Source organism: Lysobacter firmicutimachus, assembly GCF_037027445.1.
Lineage (GTDB): Bacteria > Pseudomonadota > Gammaproteobacteria > Xanthomonadales > Xanthomonadaceae > Lysobacter > Lysobacter firmicutimachus.
Genome location: NZ_JBANDL010000002.1, coordinates 1,868,241 through 1,889,929, shown reverse-complemented (window position 1 = coordinate 1,889,929; position 21,689 = coordinate 1,868,241). Strand labels below are relative to the sequence as shown.

Below are 21,689 nucleotides of genomic sequence, written 5' to 3'. Positions count from 1 at the left end.
CACCGCTCCCCGCCTGCCCCCTCAGGCATATCGCGGCGCGAGTTCAGGAAGAGACATCGTCCACGACGAACACATCGGCCCTGGCCCCGTGCCCGCTGCGCCCGGCCCGCTTCCTCCGGCACCGGCTAACCCCACTAACGCAATCCGGGCGGGACTCCCCCACGGGCGGCGTCGCATTCCGGCGACGACGCAACCGCTCCGTGACGGCCGCCACGCTTCGCGCGTGTCCGGCCGATTCTAGTCTGCGACCGGCAGCTCGCAAGCGGACCGCCGTTGCGTTCCTGCAACGTCGCGCGTCGCGCGACCGGCCGCGATTCGGGACGAGCCGTTGCGGCCCGTCCCGCTCGCATTCACCAACCGAAACCCACGCCGACGCCGGCCGAGCTTTCCGAGTCGCTGAACGCGCCGCCCAGGGTCACCGTCGCACGATCGCTGATCGCGCGCTGATAGCCGATCGACAGCGCCTGCTGACCGCCCTGGAAGCCCGCACCGACCGCGATCCGGTTCGGCGTGTTCAGGCCCGATGCGCTGGCCGACATCTGCACCATCGCCGCGGTCATCGCGCCGAGCTTGTCGATGCGGCGATCCTGCTTGTGGAAACGCCAGTTCATGTCGTCGCGCAGCTCGTTGATCGCCTCGGTCGGCGCGGCCAGCATCTGGGTCACGCGCGAGTCGGTGTAGGCATTCGCGCTGCGCAGGGTCTGGGCGTCGCCGCTCTGCACCTGGGCGACATTGGCCGCGTCGGTCGGCGCAGTGCCGGCAGCGACGTTGCTCACGCGGGTGCCGCCGGCACCCTGCAGCGCGACCTGGGTCTGCGACGCGTCGGTATAGGTCACCGAATTGGCCGCGCCGGCGCCGACCCGACCGTAGAGATCGGTCAGGCGGCCGTCGACCGCGGCGAACGCCGAACCGACATCGCGGTAGCTGCCGCCCTGGATCGCATAGGTCGGCGCGGTGAACACGCCGCCGGCGAAGCTGGCGCCGCCGCCGAGCGCGCCGGCCAGGGTGTTGAGCTGGAACACGTTGACCGCGTCGGTGTCGGCCGTGCCGGCGGCGAGATTGACCAACTGGCGTTCGGCGCCGGCGCTGCCGATGGACACCGTGCTGGCGCGATCGGCGATCGAGTCGCTGCCCAGCGCGACCGCGCCGGCGGCCGAGGCCGAGCTGTTCGCGCCCAGCGCGGTGGCGTTGTCGGCGCTGGCCGTGCTGCCGGCGCCGCTGGCGGTGGCGAAACGCCCGCCGGCGGTGCTGGCCGAGCCGTTCGCGGTCGAGAACTCGCCCGAGGCGGTGGCGCTGTCGCCGATCGCGCTGCTGTTGGCGCCGGAGGCGGTGGCGCCCGCGCCGAGCGCCGAACTCTGGTCGCCCGACGCGGTGGAGTTCGCGCCGACCGCGATCGCGCCGACCGCGCTGGCGGTGGCGCCGGCGCCGTTGGCGACGGCGAAATCGCCGTCCGCGCTCGCGCCCTGGCCGCAGGCGATGGCGCTGCCGCCGTTGGCGGTGGCGCCGCCGGTGGTGGTGCCGCCGAAACCGTCGTCGAGCACGCAGGGCTCGCCCGCCCATGCCGAAGCGCAGGCCAGCGAGAGCGCGGTGGCGAGAAGGGTCTTGTGCGAAATGTTCAAACTGTCCTCCTGGAAGACGTCGTGCGCGCCGCGCGGCCGTGATCGCGCGCGGCGACGAAATGGGTGCCGGTCCTGACCGCGCATGGTCCGGCCGAATGGAGCGCGCCGGGCCCGTGCAGGCCCGGCGCGCGGTACGGTCAAGGCGAAGGCGTAACGGTCAGCGCGACTCGCAGCGCCGCCTTGGGACGCAGCGGATCGTTGCTGGCCACGCAGACATAGCCGGAGTAACTGCCCGGCGCGAGGCCGGCGGCGCTGATCTGCACCAGGGTGTCGACGCTGGCGCCGACCGCGAGGCGGCCGAACGCGCGCGACGGCGCGCCGATCCAGGTAGCGCCGCAGGCATTGGCGCCCTGCAGCTGGTAGGCCAGGCCCGGCGCGCCGGCGATTGCCGACCAGTCACCGGTACCGTCGGGGGTGATGATCGCGCCACGGTAGATGCTGTCGCCGCTGGTGGCGTTGAACCAGAACCAGCTGGTCGCCAACGGCGCGCGCACCGACACCACCAGCCAGTAGCGGCCGGCCGGCAGATTGAGGTTCTGGCCGGCGGCGGCGAGGTTGAGGCTGATGCTGGCGAAGCCCGAAGTCGACACGCCGGCGCCGTTCACCGTGGAGGTGTGGCTCCACACCGCCAGCTGCGGGGTCGATTCCGGGTTGCCTTCGGGATTGCCGCCGACATCGCGGAAGATCGACCAGTTGATGTTGGTCGACGTCGCCAGGCTGCCGCCGTTGACGAAACCGTCGGCGACGATGCGGGTGATCCCGGTCGCGTCGGTGAGGGTGAAGTCGTCCGCCGACAGCTGCGCGCGCGCGCCGACCGTGGCCGCGTCGGTGAAGCGGGTCGAGCGGCGGCCGTTGGTGTTGTTCGGCAACTGCGCGACCAGCGTGCGTCCGCCGCTGCCGGTGTTGTCGATCTGCCAGTCCAGGTTGGAACCGCCGATGTTGCCGAGGCGGAAGGTCACGTTGCCGCTGCTGCCCTGAGCCAGGGTCAGCGCGGTCGACGGCGTGGCGTCCAGGCGCGGCGGCTGCACCGCCACCGCGATCGGCAGGCGCAACAGCGGCTGCGAGGTGTCGCCGCCGGAAGGCGTGAGCACCAGCTTGCCGAAGTTGAAATTGCCGTTGGGGGCCAAGGCGCTGGTGCTGACGGTGATCTTGACCGTCTTGCTCTCGCCCGGATTGAGCGTGAACAGCGACGGCGAGACCAGCGCGCTCAGGCCTTGCACCTTGCCGGTCCAGGTCTGGCGCGTCGGCAGCACGTTGCGGAAGGTACGGGTGAACGAGCAAGAGGTGGCGCAGCTGTACTTGGCCATGCTCGCCAGGTTCAGCGTCGAGACGTCGCCGCCGGTGGCCGGATTGGCCGCGCGGAAGTTGGCCGTGGTCTCGTTGAGCACCAGACCGGCGCGGATCGCCTGTTCGAGCTGCAGACGGCCCGCGCCCATCGCGTGCGCATCGGCCTGGGTGACGCCGTCTTCCTTCAGCACTTCCTGCTTGGCGGTCATCATCAGCGCCGACTTGACCTCGGCCACGGTCCAGTTCGGACGGGCCTGACGCACCAGCGCAGCCGCGCCGGCATGGTGCGGCGACGCCATCGACGTGCCGCTGATCAGGCCGACCGAATTCTCGCTGCCGCTGATCGCCGTACCTGCGGTGACCGCCAGGATGTCCACGCCCGGGGCGGTGATTTCGGGCTTGATCACGTCCAGCACCCCGGCCGGGCCGCGCGAGCTGAAGTCGGCCAGTTGGTCGGGCGTGTTGTTGACGATCACCGACGGGTACGGAATGCCGCCGGTGCTGGTGTTGGCATTGGCGTTGGCGAAGTCGCGCAGCAGATTGCTGTCGGCCTGGCTGGCGACGAAGGCCGGTACCGTCGCGCCGGTCACGGTCGGGGTCAGGCCGGTGGCCTGGTTGTTGGCGATGACCACGGCCACCGCACCGGCGGCCGCGGCGTTGGCGACCTTGTCGGTGAAGTTGCAGCTGCCGCGGCGGACCACCGCGATCGCGCCCTGGAAGGTATTGGCCGGGAATGCGGCGCAACCGTCGTTGGCGGTGTCGATGCCGGCGCTGACCCGCACCGGGGTGTTGCTCGGGATGGCCGTGGCGAACGGCGTGCCGCCGCTGCCCTCGGTCAGCTCGATCGCCTGCAGGTCGCCGGGCACGCCGCCCGGACCGGACACCGACAGCACCCATGCGAAGGTGCCGCGGCCATGCTGCGAGGCGGCGGTGGTGGCGACCCACGGTTCCAGATGGCCGGTGGTGTACGACGCCGGGCCGTCGTTGCCGGCGGCCGCGGCGACGTAGATGCCGGCGTCGGTGGCGTTGAGGAACGACAGCGAAGTCGCTTCGCTCCACGGGTTGGAACCGCCGCCGATGGAGTAATTGATTACGTCGACCACGCCGTCGGCGATCGCCTGATCGATCGAACGCACCGTCGCGGTGTTCGGGCACAGGCCGCGGCCGGTGGAGATCTGGGTGTAGCAAGCGTCGTAGGCGATGATGTTGGCGCGCGGGGCGACGCCGGAAATGCGGATGCTGTGGCCGCGGTAGCTCGCGGTCCAGGCGTTGCCGGCCGCGGTCGAGGCGACGTGGCTGCCGTGGCTGTTGGTGTCGCCGAAGCCCGGCTCTTCGCGCACGTCGGCGACGCCGCACTGGTTGCCGGGCGCGTTGCAGACGAAGTCGTAGCCGCCGATCAGCTTGTCGTTGCAACGGCCTTCGTCGACGCCGCCGGGCGCACAGCTGCCCAGGTAGGTGCCGGCGCCGAGCGGATTGATGTGCTGGTAGCCGCTGTCGTCGACCGCGGCGAACGCCGGGCTGCCGAAATTGATGCCCGAGTCGATGATGCCGACCACCATGCCCTCGCCGCGGAAACCGCTCGGCGCGGCATTCCACAACGCCGGCGCGCCGATCAGCGCCGGACCGACGTCGGTGGCCTGTTCGTATTCCTGATAGGGCTCGACGAAGCGCACTTCATCGAGCTGGGCGATGCGGTCCGCCTCGGCCGAGGTCAGTTCGGCGACCATGCCGTTGAGGGCGTGGCGCATGCGGAAGTCCACCCGCGGGCTGCGGCCGAGCAGGCCGCGGATGCGGCGCTCGTGCGCGGACTGGACGTCGCCGAGGTGCTGCACGTAGCTGCGCGCGGCCGCGCTCTGCACGTCGATGCGGCCGTTGCCGCCGCTGACGCTGGGCAGACGCTTGGGCGCCGGCATGCCGCTCAGTTCGCCCTTGTAGGCGCTCAACGGCGCTTCGCGGTAGACCACGATGTAGCGCTTGTAGCCGTCGAGCGCGGCTTCGCTCGGCAAAGACGGCGACGGCGCGCCGCCGATCGGCCCGCCCTGTCCCGAATCGCGGCCCGGCATCATCGCCGTCGCTCCGGCGATGGCCGCGACCGCTGCGATGGCCGCCGCGATGGACGTCCTCTTCATTACCTTCCGCATTCCCCTAGCCTCTCTTTGCTGACGCATGCGCTAAGCGCAACGCGGCCAACGCGGCCGGTGTTGCGCACCCGTGTAGGGAGAGGTCGATCTGTTGCGGTTCCGGTAACGAACACGGGCCGCAAGACTGCGTCGCTCACTTCCCCCTAAAAGTGACAACGCATGCGGACAGGGTACCCCCTACCCGCCTCTGGCAGTATCTGCGGAATGGCTTTGCTTAATTTGGCGAAATGCACCCCACAACGGCCGCATCCGCCCTTGCCGATGAGACCCGAATCAGCTACGTCGGTGCCAGGGCCGCAGCAAGCCGCCGCGGTACACGACCAGATACACCGCCACGACCCAGGCGGTGGCCACCGCCCAGCCGGCGAGGATGTCGGAGGGGTAATGCACGCCCAGGTACAGGCGCGAAAAGCCGACCGCCGGCACGAACGGCACCATGACGATCAGCACCGGCCAACGCCAGCGCGTCGGCCAGCTCAGCAGGAGCAGCGTGACCAACAAGGTCATCGAACCCATCGCGTGGCCGCTGGGGAAGCTGTAGTTGTGCTCGGGCGCGATCGACTCCCACAGCGACGGCCGCTCGCGGGCGAAGAACTGCTTGGCGGCGATGTTGAGCAGGCCCGAACCGCCCAGCGCCAGCGCGGCGAAACTGGCTTCGCGGAAGCGCCGGCGCAGGCTCAGCATCAGCACCAGGCCGATGTCGAACGGCACCACGCCCCACAGATAACCCAGTTGCGACAGCAGCACGAAAGCGCTGTCGAAACCTTCGCGCGCCAGGCCGTGCGCGTACTGCAGGACCGGCACGTCGAAGACGATGGCCTCGCGTTCGTGGATCTCGTCGGCCAGCTCGGCGAAAGCCCACAGCGGCAACAACAAGCCGAGGAAGACCAGGGCCAGGGTCCAGCCGTGGCGGCGCAACAGGGCCAGGCCGAAGCGCGCCTCCTGCTGCAGCGCGCTGTCGCCCGGCCCGCGGCGGACCGAGGCGGCGTCTTCGTGGCTACCGGCCGCGTCCGTGGGCCGGAGGTCGGCTTCAGGCACCTGCGGCGCGGGCGGCATAGTGGCGCTCGACGTAGCGGTCGATCAGATCGACGAACTCGCGCGCGATGTTCTCGCCGCGCAAGGTCACGGTCTTCTCGCCGTCCTCGAATACCGGTGCCGACGGCGCTTCGCCGGTGCCGGGCAGGGAGATGCCGATGTTGGCATGGCGCGATTCGCCCGGGCCGTTGACCACGCAGCCCATCACCGCCAGGGTCAGGTTTTCCGCGCCCGGATGAGTGATCTTCCACTCCGGCATCTTCGCCCGCACGTGCTCCTGCACGGTCTGCGCCAGTTCCTGGAAGAAGGTGCTGGTGGTGCGGCCGCAGCCCGGGCAGGCGGTGACCATCGGCGTGAACGCGCGCAGGCCCATGGTCTGCAGCAGCTCCTGGGCGACGATGACTTCGTTGCTGCGCGCCTGGCCCGGTTCGGGCGTCAGCGAAATGCGGATGGTGTCGCCGATGCCTTCCTGCAGCAGCACGCCGAGCGCGGCGCTGGAGGCGACGATGCCCTTGCTGCCGATGCCGGCCTCGGTCAGGCCCAGGTGCAAGGCGTAATCGCCGCGGTTGGCCAACTCGCGATACACCGCGATCAGCTCCTGCACGCCGCTGACCTTGGCGCTGAGCACGATGCGCTCGGCCGGCAGGCCCAGCTCGACCGCGCGCGCAGCCGAATCCAGGGCCGAACGGATCAACGCCTCGCGCAATACGCGACCGGCGTCCCAGGGCTCGGCGCGGGTGTGGTTCTCGTCCATCAACTGCGCGGCCAGGGCCTGGTCCAGCGAGCCCCAGTTGGCGCCGATGCGCACCGGCTTGCCGTACTTGATCGCCAGCTCGATCAAGGTCGCGAACTGGCTGTCCTTCTTCTTGCCGAAGCCGACGTTGCCGGGGTTGATGCGGTACTTGGCCAAGGCTTCGGCGCAGGCCGGCTCGGCGGTGAGCAATTGATGGCCGTTGTAGTGGAAGTCGCCGATGATCGGCACCTCGACGCCCATCATCGCCAGTTTGTCGACGATCCGCGGCACCGCGGCCGCGGCTTCCTGGGTGTTGACGGTGATGCGCACCATCTCCGAGCCGGCGCGCCACAGCTCGGCGACCTGCTTGGCGGTGGAAGCGACGTCGGCGGTGTCGGTGTTGGTCATCGACTGCACCACCACCGGCGCGCCGCCGCCGACCTGGACTCCGCCGATCTGCACGGAACGGGTCAGGCGGCGCGGCATCGGGCCGAAATCGGGGTGGGCGCAGGGCAGGACGGCATCGGAATTCATGGGCGCATTGTAGCGCCGGGACTCAGCACAGAGGTGCGGCGGGGGTGAAGCGCGGCTGACGCGCGGCGCCGAGCGCGACGGAGTTCCGGCCCGGTCGGGCACCGCGGATCGGCCCGATGGCTCTGGCGCGGGGCGGCTACGCCTGTCTGCGGGCGTCATCCCGGGGAGGCGGGGATTTTCCGGGCGCGATCGCGTCCGGGCTCCGAAATCTCCGGGCCCTCGCCTTGGCGGGCATGATGATTCCGGAAGCGGCCCGAACTCCCCCGGCCGGCCTTCCTGTCCGCCCTGCTCCACTCGACGCGTTCGCTCTGCCCCGGAAGCCGCGCACGGGACGGGTTACCATCGCCGCACCCGTTTCGCTCCGAGCGGCTCGCCTCGCTCCTGTCTGGCCATGCCCCCCAGTTCCCCCGACGACGTCCTCACCCCCAGCCAGCTCAACGCGCTCGCGCGCAACGTGCTGGAAGATACCTTTCCGTTGATCTGGGTCGAGGGCGAGCTCGGCAATCTGTCGCGGCCGTCGTCGGGCCATCTGTACATGACCTTGAAGGACGCGCGCGCCCAGGTCCGCTGCGCGATGTTCAAGCCCAAGAGCAGTTGGCTGAAGTTCGCCCCGCGCGAGGGCGTGCGCGTGCTCGCGCGAGGGCGGCTGACCCTGTACGAAGCGCGCGGCGACTACCAGTTGGTGCTCGACCACATGGAAGAGGCCGGCGAAGGCGCTCTGCGGCGCGCGTTCGAGGAGCTCAAGGCGCGCCTGGCGGCCGAAGGCCTGTTCGATCGCGAACGCAAGCGCGAGCTGCCGCGCTTCGCCCGTCGCATCGCGGTGATCACCTCGCCCAGCGGCGCGGCGGTACGCGACGTGCTCAGCGTCCTGGCGCGCCGCTTTCCCCTGGTCGAAGCCGAGGTGCTGCCGGTGCCGGTGCAGGGCGAAGGCGCGGCAGCGCAGATCGCGGCCATGCTGCAGCGCGCCGACGCTTCGCAACGCTACGACGTGATCGTGCTGGCGCGCGGCGGCGGTTCGCTGGAAGACCTGTGGGCGTTCAACGACGAACGCCTGGCGCGGACCATCGCTGCGGCGAGCGTGCCGGTGGTCTCGGCGATCGGCCACGAAACCGACTTCAGCCTGTCCGATTTCGCCGCCGATCTGCGCGCGCCCACTCCGTCGGTGGCGGCCGAATTGCTGGTGCCGCAACGCGAAGACCTGCTGCACCGCCTGCGCAATCTCGATGCCCGGCTGTGCAATCTGCAGGCGCAACGCCTGCGCCAGGCGATGCAGCGCAGCGACCGCGCCGGCCTGCGCCTCAACGCGCTGCGCCCGCAGGCGCGGCTGGCCGCGCTGCGCAGCCGCCAGCAAGAGGCCTGGCGGCGGCTGGAACAGGCCTGGAGTCTGCGCGTGGAGCGCGAACGCGCACGCCTGCGTCACGCCGACGCGGTGCTGCGCGCGCACCAGCCGCAACGCCGCATCGCCGCGCTGCGCGATCGCCTGAACGCGCTGGCGCCGCGCCCGCGCAACGCGATCGCGCGCCGGCTGCGCGCCGAGGAGCTGCGGCTGCGCGGACTGGCGCGCTCGCTGGAAGCCTGCAGCCCGCTGGCCACGGTCGCGCGCGGCTACGCCATCCTGCAGCACCGCGACGGCCGGGTCGTGCGCCGGGTCGCCGACGCCGCCGCCGGCGAGCGCCTCACGGCCCGGGTCGGCGACGGCGAACTGCGGCTTCGGGTCGAAGCCGACGACCGCGACGAACCGGTGCCGAGCCAGGCCGCGCTGCCGTTGTAGCGGCGCGTCGCGCGGCGGTCATCGCCTGCCGCTAACGCGGACTGCGCGACCATGCCGGCCTTCGGGCCCTGCCCGCGATGGAGTCCGGCATGACCAAGGCGTCCGATCTGTTCGTCGCCGCGCTCGAGGCCGAAGGCGTCGAATACGTGTTCGGCATTCCCGGCGAAGAGAACCTCGACCTGCTCGAATCGCTGCGCACCTCTTCGATCCGGCTGGTGCTGACCCGGCACGAACAGGCCGCCGGCTTCATGGCCGCGACCTACGGCCGCCTCACCGGCAAGGCCGGGGTCTGCCTCAGCACCCTCGGCCCCGGCGCGACCAACCTGGTCACCGCCGCGGCCTATGCCCAGCTCGGCGCCATGCCGATGCTGATGATCACCGGGCAGAAGCCGATCAAGATCAGCAAGCAGGCCAGCTTCCAGATCGTCGACGTGGTCGACGCCATGCGCCCGTTGACCAAGTACACCCGCCAGATCGTCTCCGCCGACAGCATCCCGGCGCGGGTACGCGAAGCCTTCCGCCGCGCCGAGGAAGAACGCCCGGGCGCGGTCCATCTGGAGCTGCCGCAGGACGTCGCCGGCGAGCTCACCGATGCGCGGCCGATCCCGGCCGCGTTCTCGCGCCGGCCGGTGGCCGAGGACAAGGCGATCGAACGCGCCGCGCAGGCGATCGCGCAGGCGCGCCACCCGTTGCTGATGATCGGCGCAGGCGCCAACCGCAAGACCACCGCCAAGACCCTGCACGCCTTCGTCGCCAAGCTCGGCATCCCCTATTTCAGCACCCAGATGGGCAAGGGCGTGCTCGACGAGGAAGGGCCGCTGTGGCTCGGCAACGCCGCCCTGTCCGATCGCGACTTCGTCCACCGCGCCATCGACGCCGCCGACTGCATCGTCAACATCGGCCACGACGTGATCGAAAAACCGCCGTTCTTCATGCGCGAAGGCCGGCGCACCGTCATCCACGTCAACTACGACGCGGCCGAGGTCGACCCGGTGTACTTCCCGCAGATCGAAGTGGTCGGCGACATCGCCCACTCGGTCTGGCGCCTGGGCGAGGTCCTGCAGCCGCAACCGCATTGGGACTTCGCCTTTTTCGGTCGGGTGCGCGAGGCGCTGCTGGCGCAGTTGCGCGAGCGCTGCGACGACGACCGCTTTCCGCTGGCGCCGCAGCGCCTGGTCGCCGACGTGCGCGCGGCGATGGCGCCGCACGACGTGGTCTGTCTCGACAATGGCCTGTACAAGCTGTGGTTCGCGCGCAGCTACCGCTGCCGCGAGCCGAACACCCTGCTGCTCGACAACGCCCTGGCGACGATGGGCGCCGGCCTGCCGTCGGCGATCGCCGCGCGCATCGTCTGCCCCGAACGCAAAGTGCTGGCGGTGTGCGGCGACGGCGGCTTCATGATGAATTCGCAGGAACTCGAAACCGCGGTACGGCTGGGCCTGGACCTGACCGTGCTGGTGCTGCGCGACGACGCCTACGGCATGATCAAGTGGAAGCAGGCGCACGAACGCTACCCCAGCTTCGGCATGGACCTGGGCAACCCGGACTTCGTCGCCTACGCGCGCAGCTATGGCGCGCGCGGCCATCGCCCCGCGTCCAGCGACGCCTTCCTGCCCCTGCTGCGGCAGGCGCTGGCCGCGCCCGGCGTGGACCTGATCGAAGTGCCGATCGACTACGCCGACGACGACCGTATCCTCAACCAGGACATCCCGCGCCTGGCCGCTGCGCTGCGCTGAGCGCGCGCCGCAGCCCTCCCTTTTCCATTTCGCTTCGGAGCGTTCCATGGCCAAGTCCAAATCCGCCCCCGCGGCCCGCGCCGGCAAAGGCCTGAAGCCGAGCTACCCCTACTACCTCGCCAACCGCGCGGTCGCCGTCAACACCGACCTGGAAGTGCTGGACAAGTACAGCGGCAAGCGCGCCACGCGGGTGGCGATGGCCGACGCGGCCGCCGTGCGCCAGGCGATCGCCGCCGCGCACGCGGCGCGCGAGGCCATGGCCGAGTTCGCCCCCGATCGCCGCCGCGACGTGCTCGAACACTGCGTGCGCCGTTTCGGCGAACGTTTCGAAGAACTCGCCCTGGCGCTGTGCATCGAAGCCGGCAAGCCGATCCAGGATGCGCGCGGCGAGGTCACCCGGCTGATCGACACCTTCCGCATCGCCGCCAACGAAGCCACCCGCAGCCCCGGCGAATTGCTCGAACTGCAGATCTCGCCGCGCACCCGCGGCTATCGCGGGATGGTCAAACGGGTGCCGATCGGGCCGTGCAGCTTCATTACCCCGTTCAACTTCCCGCTCAACCTGGTCGCGCACAAGGTCGCGCCGGCGATCGCCGCCGGCTGCCCGTTCGTGCTCAAGCCGGCGATCAAGACCCCGGTCGGCGCGTTGATCATCGCCGAAGTGCTGGCCGAGACCGACCTGCCGGAAGGCGCGTTCTCGGCCCTGTGCTGCTCCAACGAGGACGCCTCGTTGCTGGTCGAGGACCCGCGGATCAAGCTGCTGAGCTTCACCGGCGGCCTGATCGGCTGGGACCTCAAGGCCCGCGCCGGCAAGAAGAAGGTCACCTTGGAACTGGGCGGCAACGCCGCCTGCATCGTCGATGCCGACCCGGGCGCGAGCCTGGACCACGTGGTCCAGCGGCTGGTGTTCGGCGCCTATTACCAGAGCGGCCAGAGCTGCATCAGCGTGCAGCGCATCTACGCCCACGCCGACGTCTACGACAAGCTGCGCAAGAAGCTCAAAGCCGCAGTCGGCGCGCTGCGCATGGGCGATCCGCGCGACGAGGCCACCTTCATCGGCCCGGTCGTCGACGAACCGGCCGCGCAGCGCATCCAGTCGTGGATCGACGGCGCGCTCGCGGGCGGCGCCAAGCGCATCGCCGGCGGCCCGCGCCAGGGCACGATGATCCCGGCCACGCTGTTGGAAAAGGTGCCGCGCGACGCCGAGCTGTACCGCAAGGAAGCGTTCGGGCCGGTGGCGTTGATCGAGCCCTTCGACGATTACGAACGGGCGCTCGCGCGGGTCAACGACAGCGACTTCGGCCTGCAGGCCGGCGTGTTCACCGGTCGCCTCGATCATGCGATGCGCGCCTGGGACCGGCTCGACGTCGGCGGCGTGATCGTCGGCGACGTGCCCAGCTTCCGCGTCGACAACATGCCCTACGGTGGGGTCAAGGACTCCGGCCAGGGCCGCGAAGGCGTGCGCTATGCGATCGAGGACATGAGCGAGCAGCGGTTGTTGGTGATCCGCGACCCGGCCGGCTGAGCCGGCCCCACGGCGCACCCGGCGGCGGCCGGAAAATAGTTCGACCGCCGCCAACCCCGTCCGCCGCGGCGGCGCGTTGATCTTCTCAGGTCCACACACCAGGGAAGCCGCCATGTCCGCCCGCGCCACGTCCGCCCAGCCCGCCTCCTCCACCCCGCGCGCCCTGCGCGTCGCCCTGCTCGCCGCCCTCGCCATGTCGCTCGGCGCTTGCCAGGCGCCCGGCGACCTGGCCAAGCAAGCGCCCGAAACGCCGCCCGCCGAAGCCGAGGCGGCCGCGCCCGGCGATGTCGTCGCGATCGAACCCGTCCAAGCCGCCGACGCAGCCGCGGTCGCATCCGTCGCCGCGCCGGCGGCCGCGCCGGCGCCAACGCGCGCCGAAGCCAAGGCGGGCGCCGCGCTGGAACGGGTCCAGGTCACCGGCTCGCGCATCGCCGACCCGCGCCTGCGGCGCGCGGCGCCGCAAGCCCTGAAGGTCGCCCCGGCCGCGCTCGGCTTCATCGCGCCGCCCGCCCCGCCGCCGCCCGTGTACGCCCAGCCGGCCAACACCGAGAAATACGCCGCCCGCGAAGACAATCCGGTGCTGCGCGCCAGCGAACAGCCGCTGTCGACCTTCTCCATCGACGTCGACACCGGCAGCTACGCCAACGTGCGGCGCATGCTCAACGCCGGCACGCGCCCGCCGGCCGACGCGGTGCGCGCGGAAGAGTTCATCAACTACTTCGATTATCGGCACCCGGCGCCCGCCTCGCTGGCTATGCCTTTCAAGGTCAGCACCGAACTCGCGCCGGCGCCCTGGAACGCGCAGCGCCAGTTGCTGATGATCGGCATCAAGGGCTTTGAGGTGCCCAAGCGCACCCTGCCCCCCGCCAACCTGGTGTTCCTGATCGACACCTCCGGCTCGATGGAGTCGCCGGACAAACTGCCGCTGCTGAAGAACGCCTTCTCGATGCTGGCCCGCCAACTGCGCCCGCAGGATCGGGTCTCGATCGTGGTCTACGCGGGCTCCGCCGGCCTGGTGCTGCCGCCGACGCCGGGCGATCGCCAGGACGAGATTCTCGCCGCGCTGGACCGGCTGCAGGCCGGCGGCAGCACCAACGGCGGCGACGGCATCCGCCTGGCCTACGCCATGGCCAGGCAGGCCTACGTCAAGAACGGCGTCAACCGGGTGATCCTGGCCACCGACGGCGATTTCAACGTCGGCACGGTCGACAACAACGCCCTGGAAACCCTCGTCGCCGACCAGCGCAAGAGCGGCATCGCCCTGACCACGCTCGGCTTCGGCCAGGGCAACTACAACGATGCGCTGGCAGAAAAACTGGCCGACGTCGGCGACGGCAACCACGCCTACATCGACACCGCGCAGGAGGCGCGCAAAGTGCTGGTCGAGCAGATGGGCTCGACCCTGCTGACCATCGCCCGCGACGTCAAGATCCAGATCGAATTCAACCCGGCCCAGGTCGCCGAGTACCGCCTGATCGGCTACGAGAACCGCCTGCTCAAGCGCGAGGACTTCGCCAACGACAAGGTCGATGCCGGCGACATCGGCGCCGGCCATCAGGTCACCGCGCTGTACGAGATCACCCCGGTCGGCTCCAAGGCCACGCGCCTGCCGGCGCTGCGTTATGCCGCCTCCGCGCCGGCCGACGCCGGAGGCGAGGACGAGATCGCCCTACTCAAGCTGCGCTACAAGCGTCCCGGCGAAGACCGCAGCCAACTGATCGAAACCCCGGTGCGCAAGACCGGCCTGCGCGCCGTGGCCAGCGATTCGATGCGCTTCGCCGCCTCGGTCGCCGCGTTCGCCGACGCGCTGCGCGGCGGCAAGCAGATCGACGGCTGGGGCTGGGAGCAGATCGCCGCGACCGCGCGCAGCGTGCGCCTGGACGATCGCTGGGGCCTGCGCGCGGAGTTCCTCGGCCTGGTCGAACGCGCCCGCGTCCAGATCGGCGCGCCCCCGGCCGCGCCGGCGACCGAGGTCGCGGTCAGCCGGTAAGCGAGGACGAGGCGCCGGCCGTGCACGCGGCCGGCGCAGCGACGTCGCCCGCCGGCGTCGGCATGGCGGCGACGGCGCCGGTCGCCAGCCGCTCGGCCGGGCGTCCGAACAGGAAACCCTGGCCGTAAACGCAGCCCAGTTCGCGCAAGGCCGCGCGCTGAGCTTCGGTTTCCACGCCCTCGCCGATGGTGTGGATGGCCAGGGTGCCGGCCAGCGCCTGGATCGCGCGCACCACCGCCACGCTTTCCGGACGCGATTCGCCGACCAGGCCGGCGACGAAACTCTGATCGATCTTCAGGCACTCGATCGGGAACCGGTGCAGATACGACAGCGCCGAGAAGCCGGTGCCGAAATCGTCCAATTGCGCCAGCACGCCGTGATTGCGCAGGGTCCGCAGCATGCGCAGCGCGCGCGGGACGTCGTCGAGCAGCGCGACCTCGGTGATCTCGATGCGCAGGCGCTGCGGATCGGCGCCGGCGTCGTCGAGCAGGCGCAGCAGGCGGTCGGCGAAATCGCCCGAGCGGAAATGCCGCGGCGAGACGTTGACCGAAATGTAGCCCTCGCCGCCGCGCGCCAGCTCGGCCACGGCGCGGCCGTACAGGATCCAGTCGACCTCTTCGATCAGGCCGCTGTCCTCGCCCACCCCGATGAATTCGCGCGGCAGCAGCAGGCCGCGTTTTTCGTGGCGCCAGCGCAACAAGGCCTCGTGGCCGATCAGGGCGCGGTCGTCCAGGCGCACGATCGGCTGGTAGTAGGCGACGAAGGCGTCGCCGTTGATGGCTCGGCGCAGGTCGGCTTCCAGGTCGAGGATGCGCATCGCCTGGTCGCGCATTTCTTCGTCGAACACCGCGCAACGGCCGCGGCCCAGGCCCTTGGCCCGGTACATCGCGGCGTCGGCGTCGCGCAGCAGCTCGATGCCGTCGCGATACCGCGGATGCCACAGCGCGATGCCGATGCTGGCGGAAGGAAACACCTCGCGCCCGGCGATCCAGCACGGCTCGCCGAGTGCGCGCAGAACCCGGTGCGCCATGTCCTCGACCGCGCCGAGGCCGTCGATGTTCTCGATCAGGATCGCGAACTCGTCGCCGCCCAGCCGCGCCACCATGTCCTCGCCGCGCACCGCGGCGACGATCCGGCGGCTGCTTTCCACCAGCAGTTCGTCGCCGGCCGAATGGCCGACGCTGTCGTTGACCAGCTTGAACCGGTCCAGGTCGAGGAACAGCACCGCGAACGAGCGCCGGTCGCGACGGGCCTGGGCGATGGCCTGCCCCAGGCGTTCCAGCAACCGGCCGCGGTTCGGCAGCCCGGTCAGGGTGTCGTGCAAGGCTTGGTGGGTGAGCTTTTGCTCGGCGCGCACGCGTTCGCCGATCTGTGCGACCAGTTCGGCATTGCTGTGCGCCAGCTCGCGCGTGCGCGAGGCCACGCGCTGCTCCAGTTCGCCGTGCGCGGTGACCAGCCGGTCCTGGGCCTGCTTGCGGGCCAGGCCGATGCTGATGTGATGGGCGACGAAGGTCAGCAGCTCCTGGTCGCGAGCGTTGAAGGCGATCGCGCGCGAGTAGCTCTGGATCGCGATCACTCCGACCACCGCCTCGTCGCGGAACAGCGGCACGCCCAGCCAGCAATGCGCGGCGGAGCCGTGGCTGCGCACCTCGCCGCGGGCGTGCAGCTCGGCGATGCGGTTGCGGTCGGCCAACAACGGCCGTCCCTGGCGGATCACGTACTCGGTCAGGCCGTCGGCGAGCCGGCGCGATTCGCGGATCATGTCGCGCTCGTCGATCGAGTACGGGAACTGCAGGCGCTCGCCGTCGTCGGACAGCAGCGCGATGTAGAAATTGCGCGCGTACAGCAGCTCGCTGACCACGTCGTGGACCTGGGAATAGAACCGGCTCAGCGTGTCGGAGGTGATGGTCAGCTCGGCGATGCGGAACAGCGCTCGCTGCAGGCGCTCGGAACGCTGGCGCTCGATGATCTCGGCCTGCAGGTCGCGGTTGCTCAGCTGCAGGGCGTAGGTGCGTTCGGCGACGCGGCGTTCGAGCTCTTCGCGGGCGTGGACGCGGTCGAGGGCGGTCAGGATGTGCTGGGCGACGAAGGACAGCAAGGCGCGGTCCTCTTCGCCGTAGCTGCCGGGCGTGTCGTAGTTCTGCACCACGATCGCGCCGCATACCCGCTCGCCGCGGCGCATCGGCACGCCGAGCCAGTCGGCGCTGTCGGGGCCGTGGAAATCGTCCGGCGGCACGTTCAGCAGCTCGCGCAGGCTGGTCGAACTGCCCTGCAGCGCCTCGCCGTGGCGCAGCAAGGCCAGGGTCAGGCTGTTGGGCATGTCGGCGGCGCGGATCACCTGCTCGGGGTCGGCGACGAAGGGGTCGGCGCGGTCGGCGAAGTACAGAAAGCGCATCGTGTCGGCGACGTCGTCGTAGAGCACGATGTAGAAATTCTCGGCATAGGTCAGGCCGCAGACCACGCCGTGGATGCGGCTGAGCAGATCGCTCATCTCCAGGCCCGAGCCGGCCAGGTCGGCGATCCCGTACAGCGCCTGCTGCAGGCGCTCGGATTTCTCCAGCGCCTCGGCGCGGGCATGGGCGCGCACCGCGGCCAGGTCGGCGGCGACGATGCGCCGCGCCATCGCCAGCCAAGCGGCGCGCAGCGGCGTCGGCATGGACTGCGGCAGGGCCGCGACCAGCGCCGCGCGGCTGCCGTCCTCCAGCCACCAGGCGGCTTCGATGCGGTCCGGGCGGGTATCGCCGGACGCGCCCACCGCCGGCGGATCGCGTTCCAGCCAGGCGGCGGCGTCGGCGCGCAGCGGTGCCGGCGCGCCCGGCGTGGACGAATCGGAAACGCGGCCTTGCGCGTCGCGCCAGCACACCACGACCTGCGAACCGGCCGGCAAGGCTTCCTGCAGCGCGCAGGCCAGCGCGTCGCCTGCAGTCGAGCGCCCGCTTACCGCCGCCACTGGAAGTACGTCACTGCTGTGCACCGGATCGCCGCCTTCTGCGCAGGGCGCAGGATAACGCGAGCTTTACGGGAGCGGCATAGGCCAACCCCATGCCGGGCCCCGGGCCGTTGACCCGATCATGCCGATGGCCCAGCACCTACCGCTATACGAGGCTCCGGCGACGCGCAAGCGCTTCCCGTCGGCGTCGCCAAGCCGTACCCTGCCGCGGATGAATTCCGGTGCGGATGCCAGCGACGACGTGCTCATGCTCGCCTGGACCGGCGGCGATGCCGCCGCGTTCGAGGTGCTGTACGCGCGTCATCGCGGCCCCTTGTACCGCTTCCTGCTGCGGCAAATCCGTGATTCGGCGCTCGCCGACGAGTTTTTCCAGGACGTCTGGCAGCGGGTGATCGCGGCGCGGCACGGCTGGAAACCGGAAGCGGCGTTCAGCACCTGGCTGTTCCGGATCGCCCATAACCGCCTCAACGATCACTGGCGCGGGCTCAAGCACCGCCCGGCGGCGCCGGAGGACGGCGACGAGCGCGCCGCGCGCGTGCCCGACCCGACTACGCCCGAGCGCGAGCTGTCGGAGTTCGAACAGCGCCGGCGGCTGCAGCGCGCCATCGAAGAATTGCCGCAGGAACAGCGCGAAGTCGTGCTGCTGCGGCTGGAACAGGAACTCAGTCTGGAGGACATCGGCGCCATCACCGGAGCCGGCCGCGAGACCGTGAAGTCCCGGCTGCGCTACGCGATGGACAAGTTGCGCGCGAGGTTGACCGAATGAACCGCCGTCCCGACGCCCCCGATCCGTTGACGGCCGAAGAACGCGAGCTGGCCGACCGCCTGCTGCGGGTGGGCCCGCACGACGGCCCCTCGCCGGCGCTCGACGCCAGGATCCTGGCCGCCGCCCATGCCGCGGTGGCGCAGGCGCCGCGCGCGCGGCCGCGTTCGCGCTGGCCGGCGTGGATAGGCGTCGCCGCCTCGCTGAGCCTGGCGGTCGGCATCGCCTGGCAGTTGCGCCCCACCGGCAAGAGCTTCGAAGCCGTGGGCGAGGACCCGGCCACGGTTTCGGCACCGGCCGCGACGGCCGCCGAGACCGAAGCGATCACCGCCGCAACGCCGGGCCAGGATTCGGCAGCAGCGGCGGACGCCGCCGCGGTCGCCCCGGCAGCGGTTCCTCCCCCGCTCGAAGTCGCCGACGCAGCGGGCGCCGCTGCCGCGCCGGCGCTCCCGGCGCGCACCCAAGCCGCCGCGCCCGTACCGGCCGGCGACGCCCGGCGCGAACGCAGCGCCGAAGCGCCCCAGGCCGAACCGCACCAGGCCAGGCGCGCCCCGCCGCAAGCGTTCTCGCTGCCCGAAGAGCCCGCGCCGATCGACATGCCGGCCCCGCCGCCGGCGCCACCGGCCCCGCCCGCCCCTGCTTCGGCCGCGCCAGCCGCGCCGTCCAGCGCAGTAAGTTCGCGTTCGTCGGCTCCGGCGGCGCAGAACGCGGCCGCCGGTCGCGATCAGAGCCAGGACTACCGGGCCGCCGAGGCCCGGCCGGCCCCGCTCGCCTCCGAAACCGCGGCCCGCAAGGCCACCGCGGCCGGCGCCGTGGAAGCCAAGGCCGCTCCCGCAGCCGCTCCGGCCGCCGAGGCCGCTGCCGACTCGGTCGCCCTGGACCGGATCGAAGTGACCGGAAGCCGGATCGGCGCGGCCGCCGACGCCGACGATGCGCGCCTGGCGCCGGCACAGTGGCTGCAACGCATCCGCGAGTACCGCGACGCCGGCCAGATCGAGCGCGCCCGCGACGGCCTGCGCCGTTTCCGCAGCGCCCACCCGCGGACGCGGATTCCGGACGACCTGCGGCCGCTGCTGAAATGAACGCGCCCGCCGGCGCCTCGACCCTGGCCGAGCGCGCCAGCCTGGCCCAGGAGGTCAAGCACAGCCGTTTCCTGGCCTTGGCCGCCCCGGTCGAGACCCCGGAAGCGGCGCTGGCCTTCTTCGCCGAGGTCGGCGACCCGGCCGCGACCCACAACTGCTGGGCCTACCGCATCGGCGCCCAATACCGCTTCAACGACGACGGCGAGCCGGCCGGCACCGCCGGGCGGCCGATCCTGGCCGCGATCGACGGCCAGGGCTACGACCGGATCGCGGTGGTGGTGACCCGCTGGTACGGCGGCATCAAGCTCGGCGCCGGCGGCCTGGTCCGCGCCTACGGCGGCTGCGCCGCCGAATGCCTGCGCCGCGCGCCGCGCCGCGAACTGGTCCGCTACGACGAACTCGAGCTCAGCTTCGGCTTCGAGGACACCGGCGCGGTCCATGCCGCGTTCGCCGCCCACGGCGCGGAAAAGACCGAAGAACGCTACAGCGCCGATGGCGTGCGGGTGCGGATCCGCCTGCCGGCGTCGCAATTGCCCGCCTTGAAAGCGCAGCTGCGCGACGCCACACGTAATCGGGTACGCCTCGACGAGCCCGGCGCGAGCCCCCTTGGATGACCTTCACCCGATGAGCGACACGCCCAGCGGCCGCCGCGCCGCCGCAGCCGAACCCCGCAAGAAGGCGCCGATCGGCAGCTTGCGCACCCTGTGGCCGTTCGTGCGCAAGCACCGCGGCCTGTTCGTCGCCTGGCTGTTCGCGTTGGCCGCGTCCAGCACCGCGACCCTGAGCCTGCCGGTCGCGTTCAAGACCATGATCGACCAAGGCTTCGCCCAGAGCGCCGCCGGCGGCGGCAGCGGCGCGATCGACCGCGCCTTCCTGCTGCTGTTCGCGGTCGCGGTCGCCCTGGCCCTGGCCACCGCGGTGCGCTTCTACTTCGTCTCGGTGTTGGGCGAGCGGGTGGTGGCCGACCTGCGCGAGACCTTGTACAACCACCTGATTACCCTCGACGTCGGCTTCCACGACCGCAACCGCAGCGGCGAGCTGATCTCGCGCCTGACCGCCGACGCTGAATTGCTGCGCAGCGTGGTCGGTTCGAGCATGTCGGTGGCGCTGCGCAGCGCGGTCACGGTGGTCGGCAGCCTGGCGATGCTGTTCGTGACCAGTCCGCGGCTGGCCCTGTACGCCCTGGTCGCCATTCCGCTGGCGGTGCTGCCGATCGTGATCGGCGGGCGCCGGCTGCAAAAGATCTCGCGCGCCAGCCAGGACCGGGTCGCCGACGCCAACGCCCTGGCCAGCGAGACCCTCGGCGCGGTGCGCACGGTCCAGGCGCACGCGCGCGAGCCTTACGAGCGCGGCCGCTTCAACGAGTCGCTGCTGATCGCGATCAAGGCCGCCAGCCGCCGCATCAGCGCCCAGGCCTGGGTCACCGCGATCGCCATCACCCTGGTGTTCGGCGCGATCACCCTGGTGCTGTGGTCGGGCGCGCACGACGTGGTCGCCGGGCGCATGAGCGCCGGCACCCTGGGCCAGTTCGTGCTCTACGCCCTGATCGGCGGCGGCTCGGTCGGCGCCCTGGCCGAGGTCTGGAACGACCTGCAGCGCGCCGCCGGCGGCATGAGCCGGATCGGCGAGCTGCTGGAGGAAACCAACGCGGTGACCGCGCCGGCGCAACCGCGCGCGCTGCCGCAGCCGGTGCGCGGCGAGTTGGTGTTCGACCGGGTCGGTTTCCATTATCCGATGCGCCCGGACCTGCCGGCGCTGGAAGACTTCAGCCTGCGCGTGCGACCCGGCGAGACCGTGGCCCTGGTCGGCCCGTCCGGCGCCGGCAAGAGCACCGTGTTCTCGATCCTGCTGCGTTTCCACGACCCGCAGCAGGGCGCGGTGTCGGTCGACGGCGCCGACGTACGCGAGCTCGATCCGGCGGCATTGCGCCAATCGATCGCCCTGGTCCCGCAGCAACCCACCATCTTCGCCGCCAGCGCGCGCGACAACATCCGCTACGGCCGGCTCGAGGCCAGCGAAGCGGAGCTCGAACAGGCGGTGAGCGCGGCCCACGCGGCCGATTTCATCCAGGCCTTGCCCGACGGCCTGTCGGCCGAACTGGGCGAACGCGGCACGCGCCTGTCCGGCGGTCAGCAGCAACGCATCGCCATCGCCCGCGCCCTGCTCAAGGACGCGCCGATCCTGTTGCTCGACGAGGCCACCAGCGCGCTCGACGCGCAGAGCGAGCGCGCGGTACAGCAGGCCCTGGAAACCCTGATGCAGGGCCGCACCACCCTGGTCATCGCCCACCGCCTGGCGACCGTGCTCAAGGCCGACCGGATCGTGGTCATGGACCGCGGCCGGATCGTCGCCGAAGGCACCCACGAGCAGTTGCTGGCCCAGGGCGGGTTGTACGCCGAGCTGGCCAAGCTGCAGTTCCTGGACTGAAATGCGGAGCCTTGTGCAAGGCACCAGCGTCGCCGTCCCTGCCGACGCCGAACCCGCGGCCTGTCCGCGACGCCATCCGGCCCAGGACCGCACGAG

At 71.2% G+C, this 21,689-nt stretch carries 13 protein-coding genes; 8 read left to right on the top strand and 5 right to left on the bottom strand.

All coding sequences use genetic code 11. The features are described from left to right. Window positions 1–350: 350 nt before the first annotated feature. From V2J18_RS08310 to ispG, 4 genes are all read right to left on the bottom strand, one after another. Window positions 351–1,619 (bottom strand): YadA-like family protein, encoded by a 1,269-nt coding sequence (locus V2J18_RS08310; RefSeq protein WP_064748697.1) that lies wholly within the window; start codon window positions 1,617–1,619, stop codon window positions 351–353. Window positions 1,620–1,756: 137 nt separating this feature from the next. Then, the gene (locus tag V2J18_RS08305; RefSeq protein ID WP_425605973.1) at window positions 1,757–5,047 is read right to left on the bottom strand and encodes a S8 family serine peptidase; all 3,291 of its coding nucleotides are present in this window, start codon (window positions 5,045–5,047) and stop codon (window positions 1,757–1,759) included. Window positions 5,048–5,320: 273 nt separating this feature from the next. Next, complete coding sequence (locus V2J18_RS08300; protein ID WP_064748730.1) at window positions 5,321–5,998, bottom strand: phosphatase PAP2 family protein; 678 nt, start codon at window positions 5,996–5,998, stop codon at window positions 5,321–5,323. A gap of 79 nt (window positions 5,999–6,077) precedes the next feature. After that, window positions 6,078–7,349: a flavodoxin-dependent (E)-4-hydroxy-3-methylbut-2-enyl-diphosphate synthase gene (gene ispG / locus V2J18_RS08295; RefSeq protein WP_336131527.1), complete on the bottom strand. Its 1,272-nt coding sequence runs from the start codon at window positions 7,347–7,349 to the stop codon at window positions 6,078–6,080. A gap of 391 nt (window positions 7,350–7,740) precedes the next feature. On the opposite strand from ispG, the gene xseA reads away from it, so the two are divergent. The 4 genes from xseA to V2J18_RS08275 all read left to right on the top strand — a co-directional run bounded on the left by xseA (window position 7,741) and on the right by V2J18_RS08275 (window position 14,371). Beyond that, complete coding sequence (xseA, locus tag V2J18_RS08290; protein WP_064748700.1) at window positions 7,741–9,120, top strand: exodeoxyribonuclease VII large subunit; 1,380 nt, start codon at window positions 7,741–7,743, stop codon at window positions 9,118–9,120. Window positions 9,121–9,209: 89 nt separating this feature from the next. After that, window positions 9,210–10,856: an acetolactate synthase large subunit gene (locus tag V2J18_RS08285; protein WP_064748731.1), complete on the top strand. Its 1,647-nt coding sequence runs from the start codon at window positions 9,210–9,212 to the stop codon at window positions 10,854–10,856. 46 nt (window positions 10,857–10,902) lie between these two features. After that, complete coding sequence (locus V2J18_RS08280; protein ID WP_336131526.1) at window positions 10,903–12,381, top strand: aldehyde dehydrogenase family protein; 1,479 nt, start codon at window positions 10,903–10,905, stop codon at window positions 12,379–12,381. 112 nt (window positions 12,382–12,493) lie between these two features. Then, window positions 12,494–14,371, top strand: coding sequence for a vWA domain-containing protein (locus V2J18_RS08275; protein ID WP_261370145.1), 1,878 nt, complete (start codon window positions 12,494–12,496; stop codon window positions 14,369–14,371). Here V2J18_RS08275 and V2J18_RS08270 read toward each other — a convergent pair. Beyond that, the gene (locus tag V2J18_RS08270; RefSeq protein ID WP_261370146.1) at window positions 14,361–17,345 is read right to left on the bottom strand and encodes a bifunctional diguanylate cyclase/phosphodiesterase; all 2,985 of its coding nucleotides are present in this window, start codon (window positions 17,343–17,345) and stop codon (window positions 14,361–14,363) included. The two genes, V2J18_RS08275 and V2J18_RS08270, sit on opposite strands and share 11 nt — an antisense overlap. A 187-nt stretch (window positions 17,346–17,532) precedes the next feature. Here V2J18_RS08270 and V2J18_RS08265 point away from each other — a divergent pair, with 187 nt between their 5' ends. Genes V2J18_RS08265 through V2J18_RS08250 form a run of 4 tightly spaced genes read left to right on the top strand, consistent with a single transcriptional unit; the run spans window position 17,533 to window position 21,593 of the window. Further along, window positions 17,533–18,087, top strand: coding sequence for an RNA polymerase sigma factor (locus V2J18_RS08265; protein WP_064748702.1), 555 nt, complete (start codon window positions 17,533–17,535; stop codon window positions 18,085–18,087). Next, on the top strand, window positions 18,084–19,166 hold the full coding sequence (locus V2J18_RS08260) for a hypothetical protein (protein ID WP_064748703.1): 1,083 nt from the start codon (window positions 18,084–18,086) through the stop codon (window positions 19,164–19,166). Before V2J18_RS08265 ends, V2J18_RS08260 begins: the two co-directional genes overlap by 4 nt. Beyond that, window positions 19,163–19,780 (top strand): IMPACT family protein, encoded by a 618-nt coding sequence (locus V2J18_RS08255; protein WP_064748704.1) that lies wholly within the window; start codon window positions 19,163–19,165, stop codon window positions 19,778–19,780. Before V2J18_RS08260 ends, V2J18_RS08255 begins: the two co-directional genes overlap by 4 nt. Before the next feature lie 10 nt (window positions 19,781–19,790). Next, window positions 19,791–21,593, top strand: coding sequence for an ABC transporter transmembrane domain-containing protein (locus tag V2J18_RS08250; RefSeq protein WP_064748705.1), 1,803 nt, complete (start codon window positions 19,791–19,793; stop codon window positions 21,591–21,593). Window positions 21,594–21,689 lie beyond the last annotated feature (96 nt).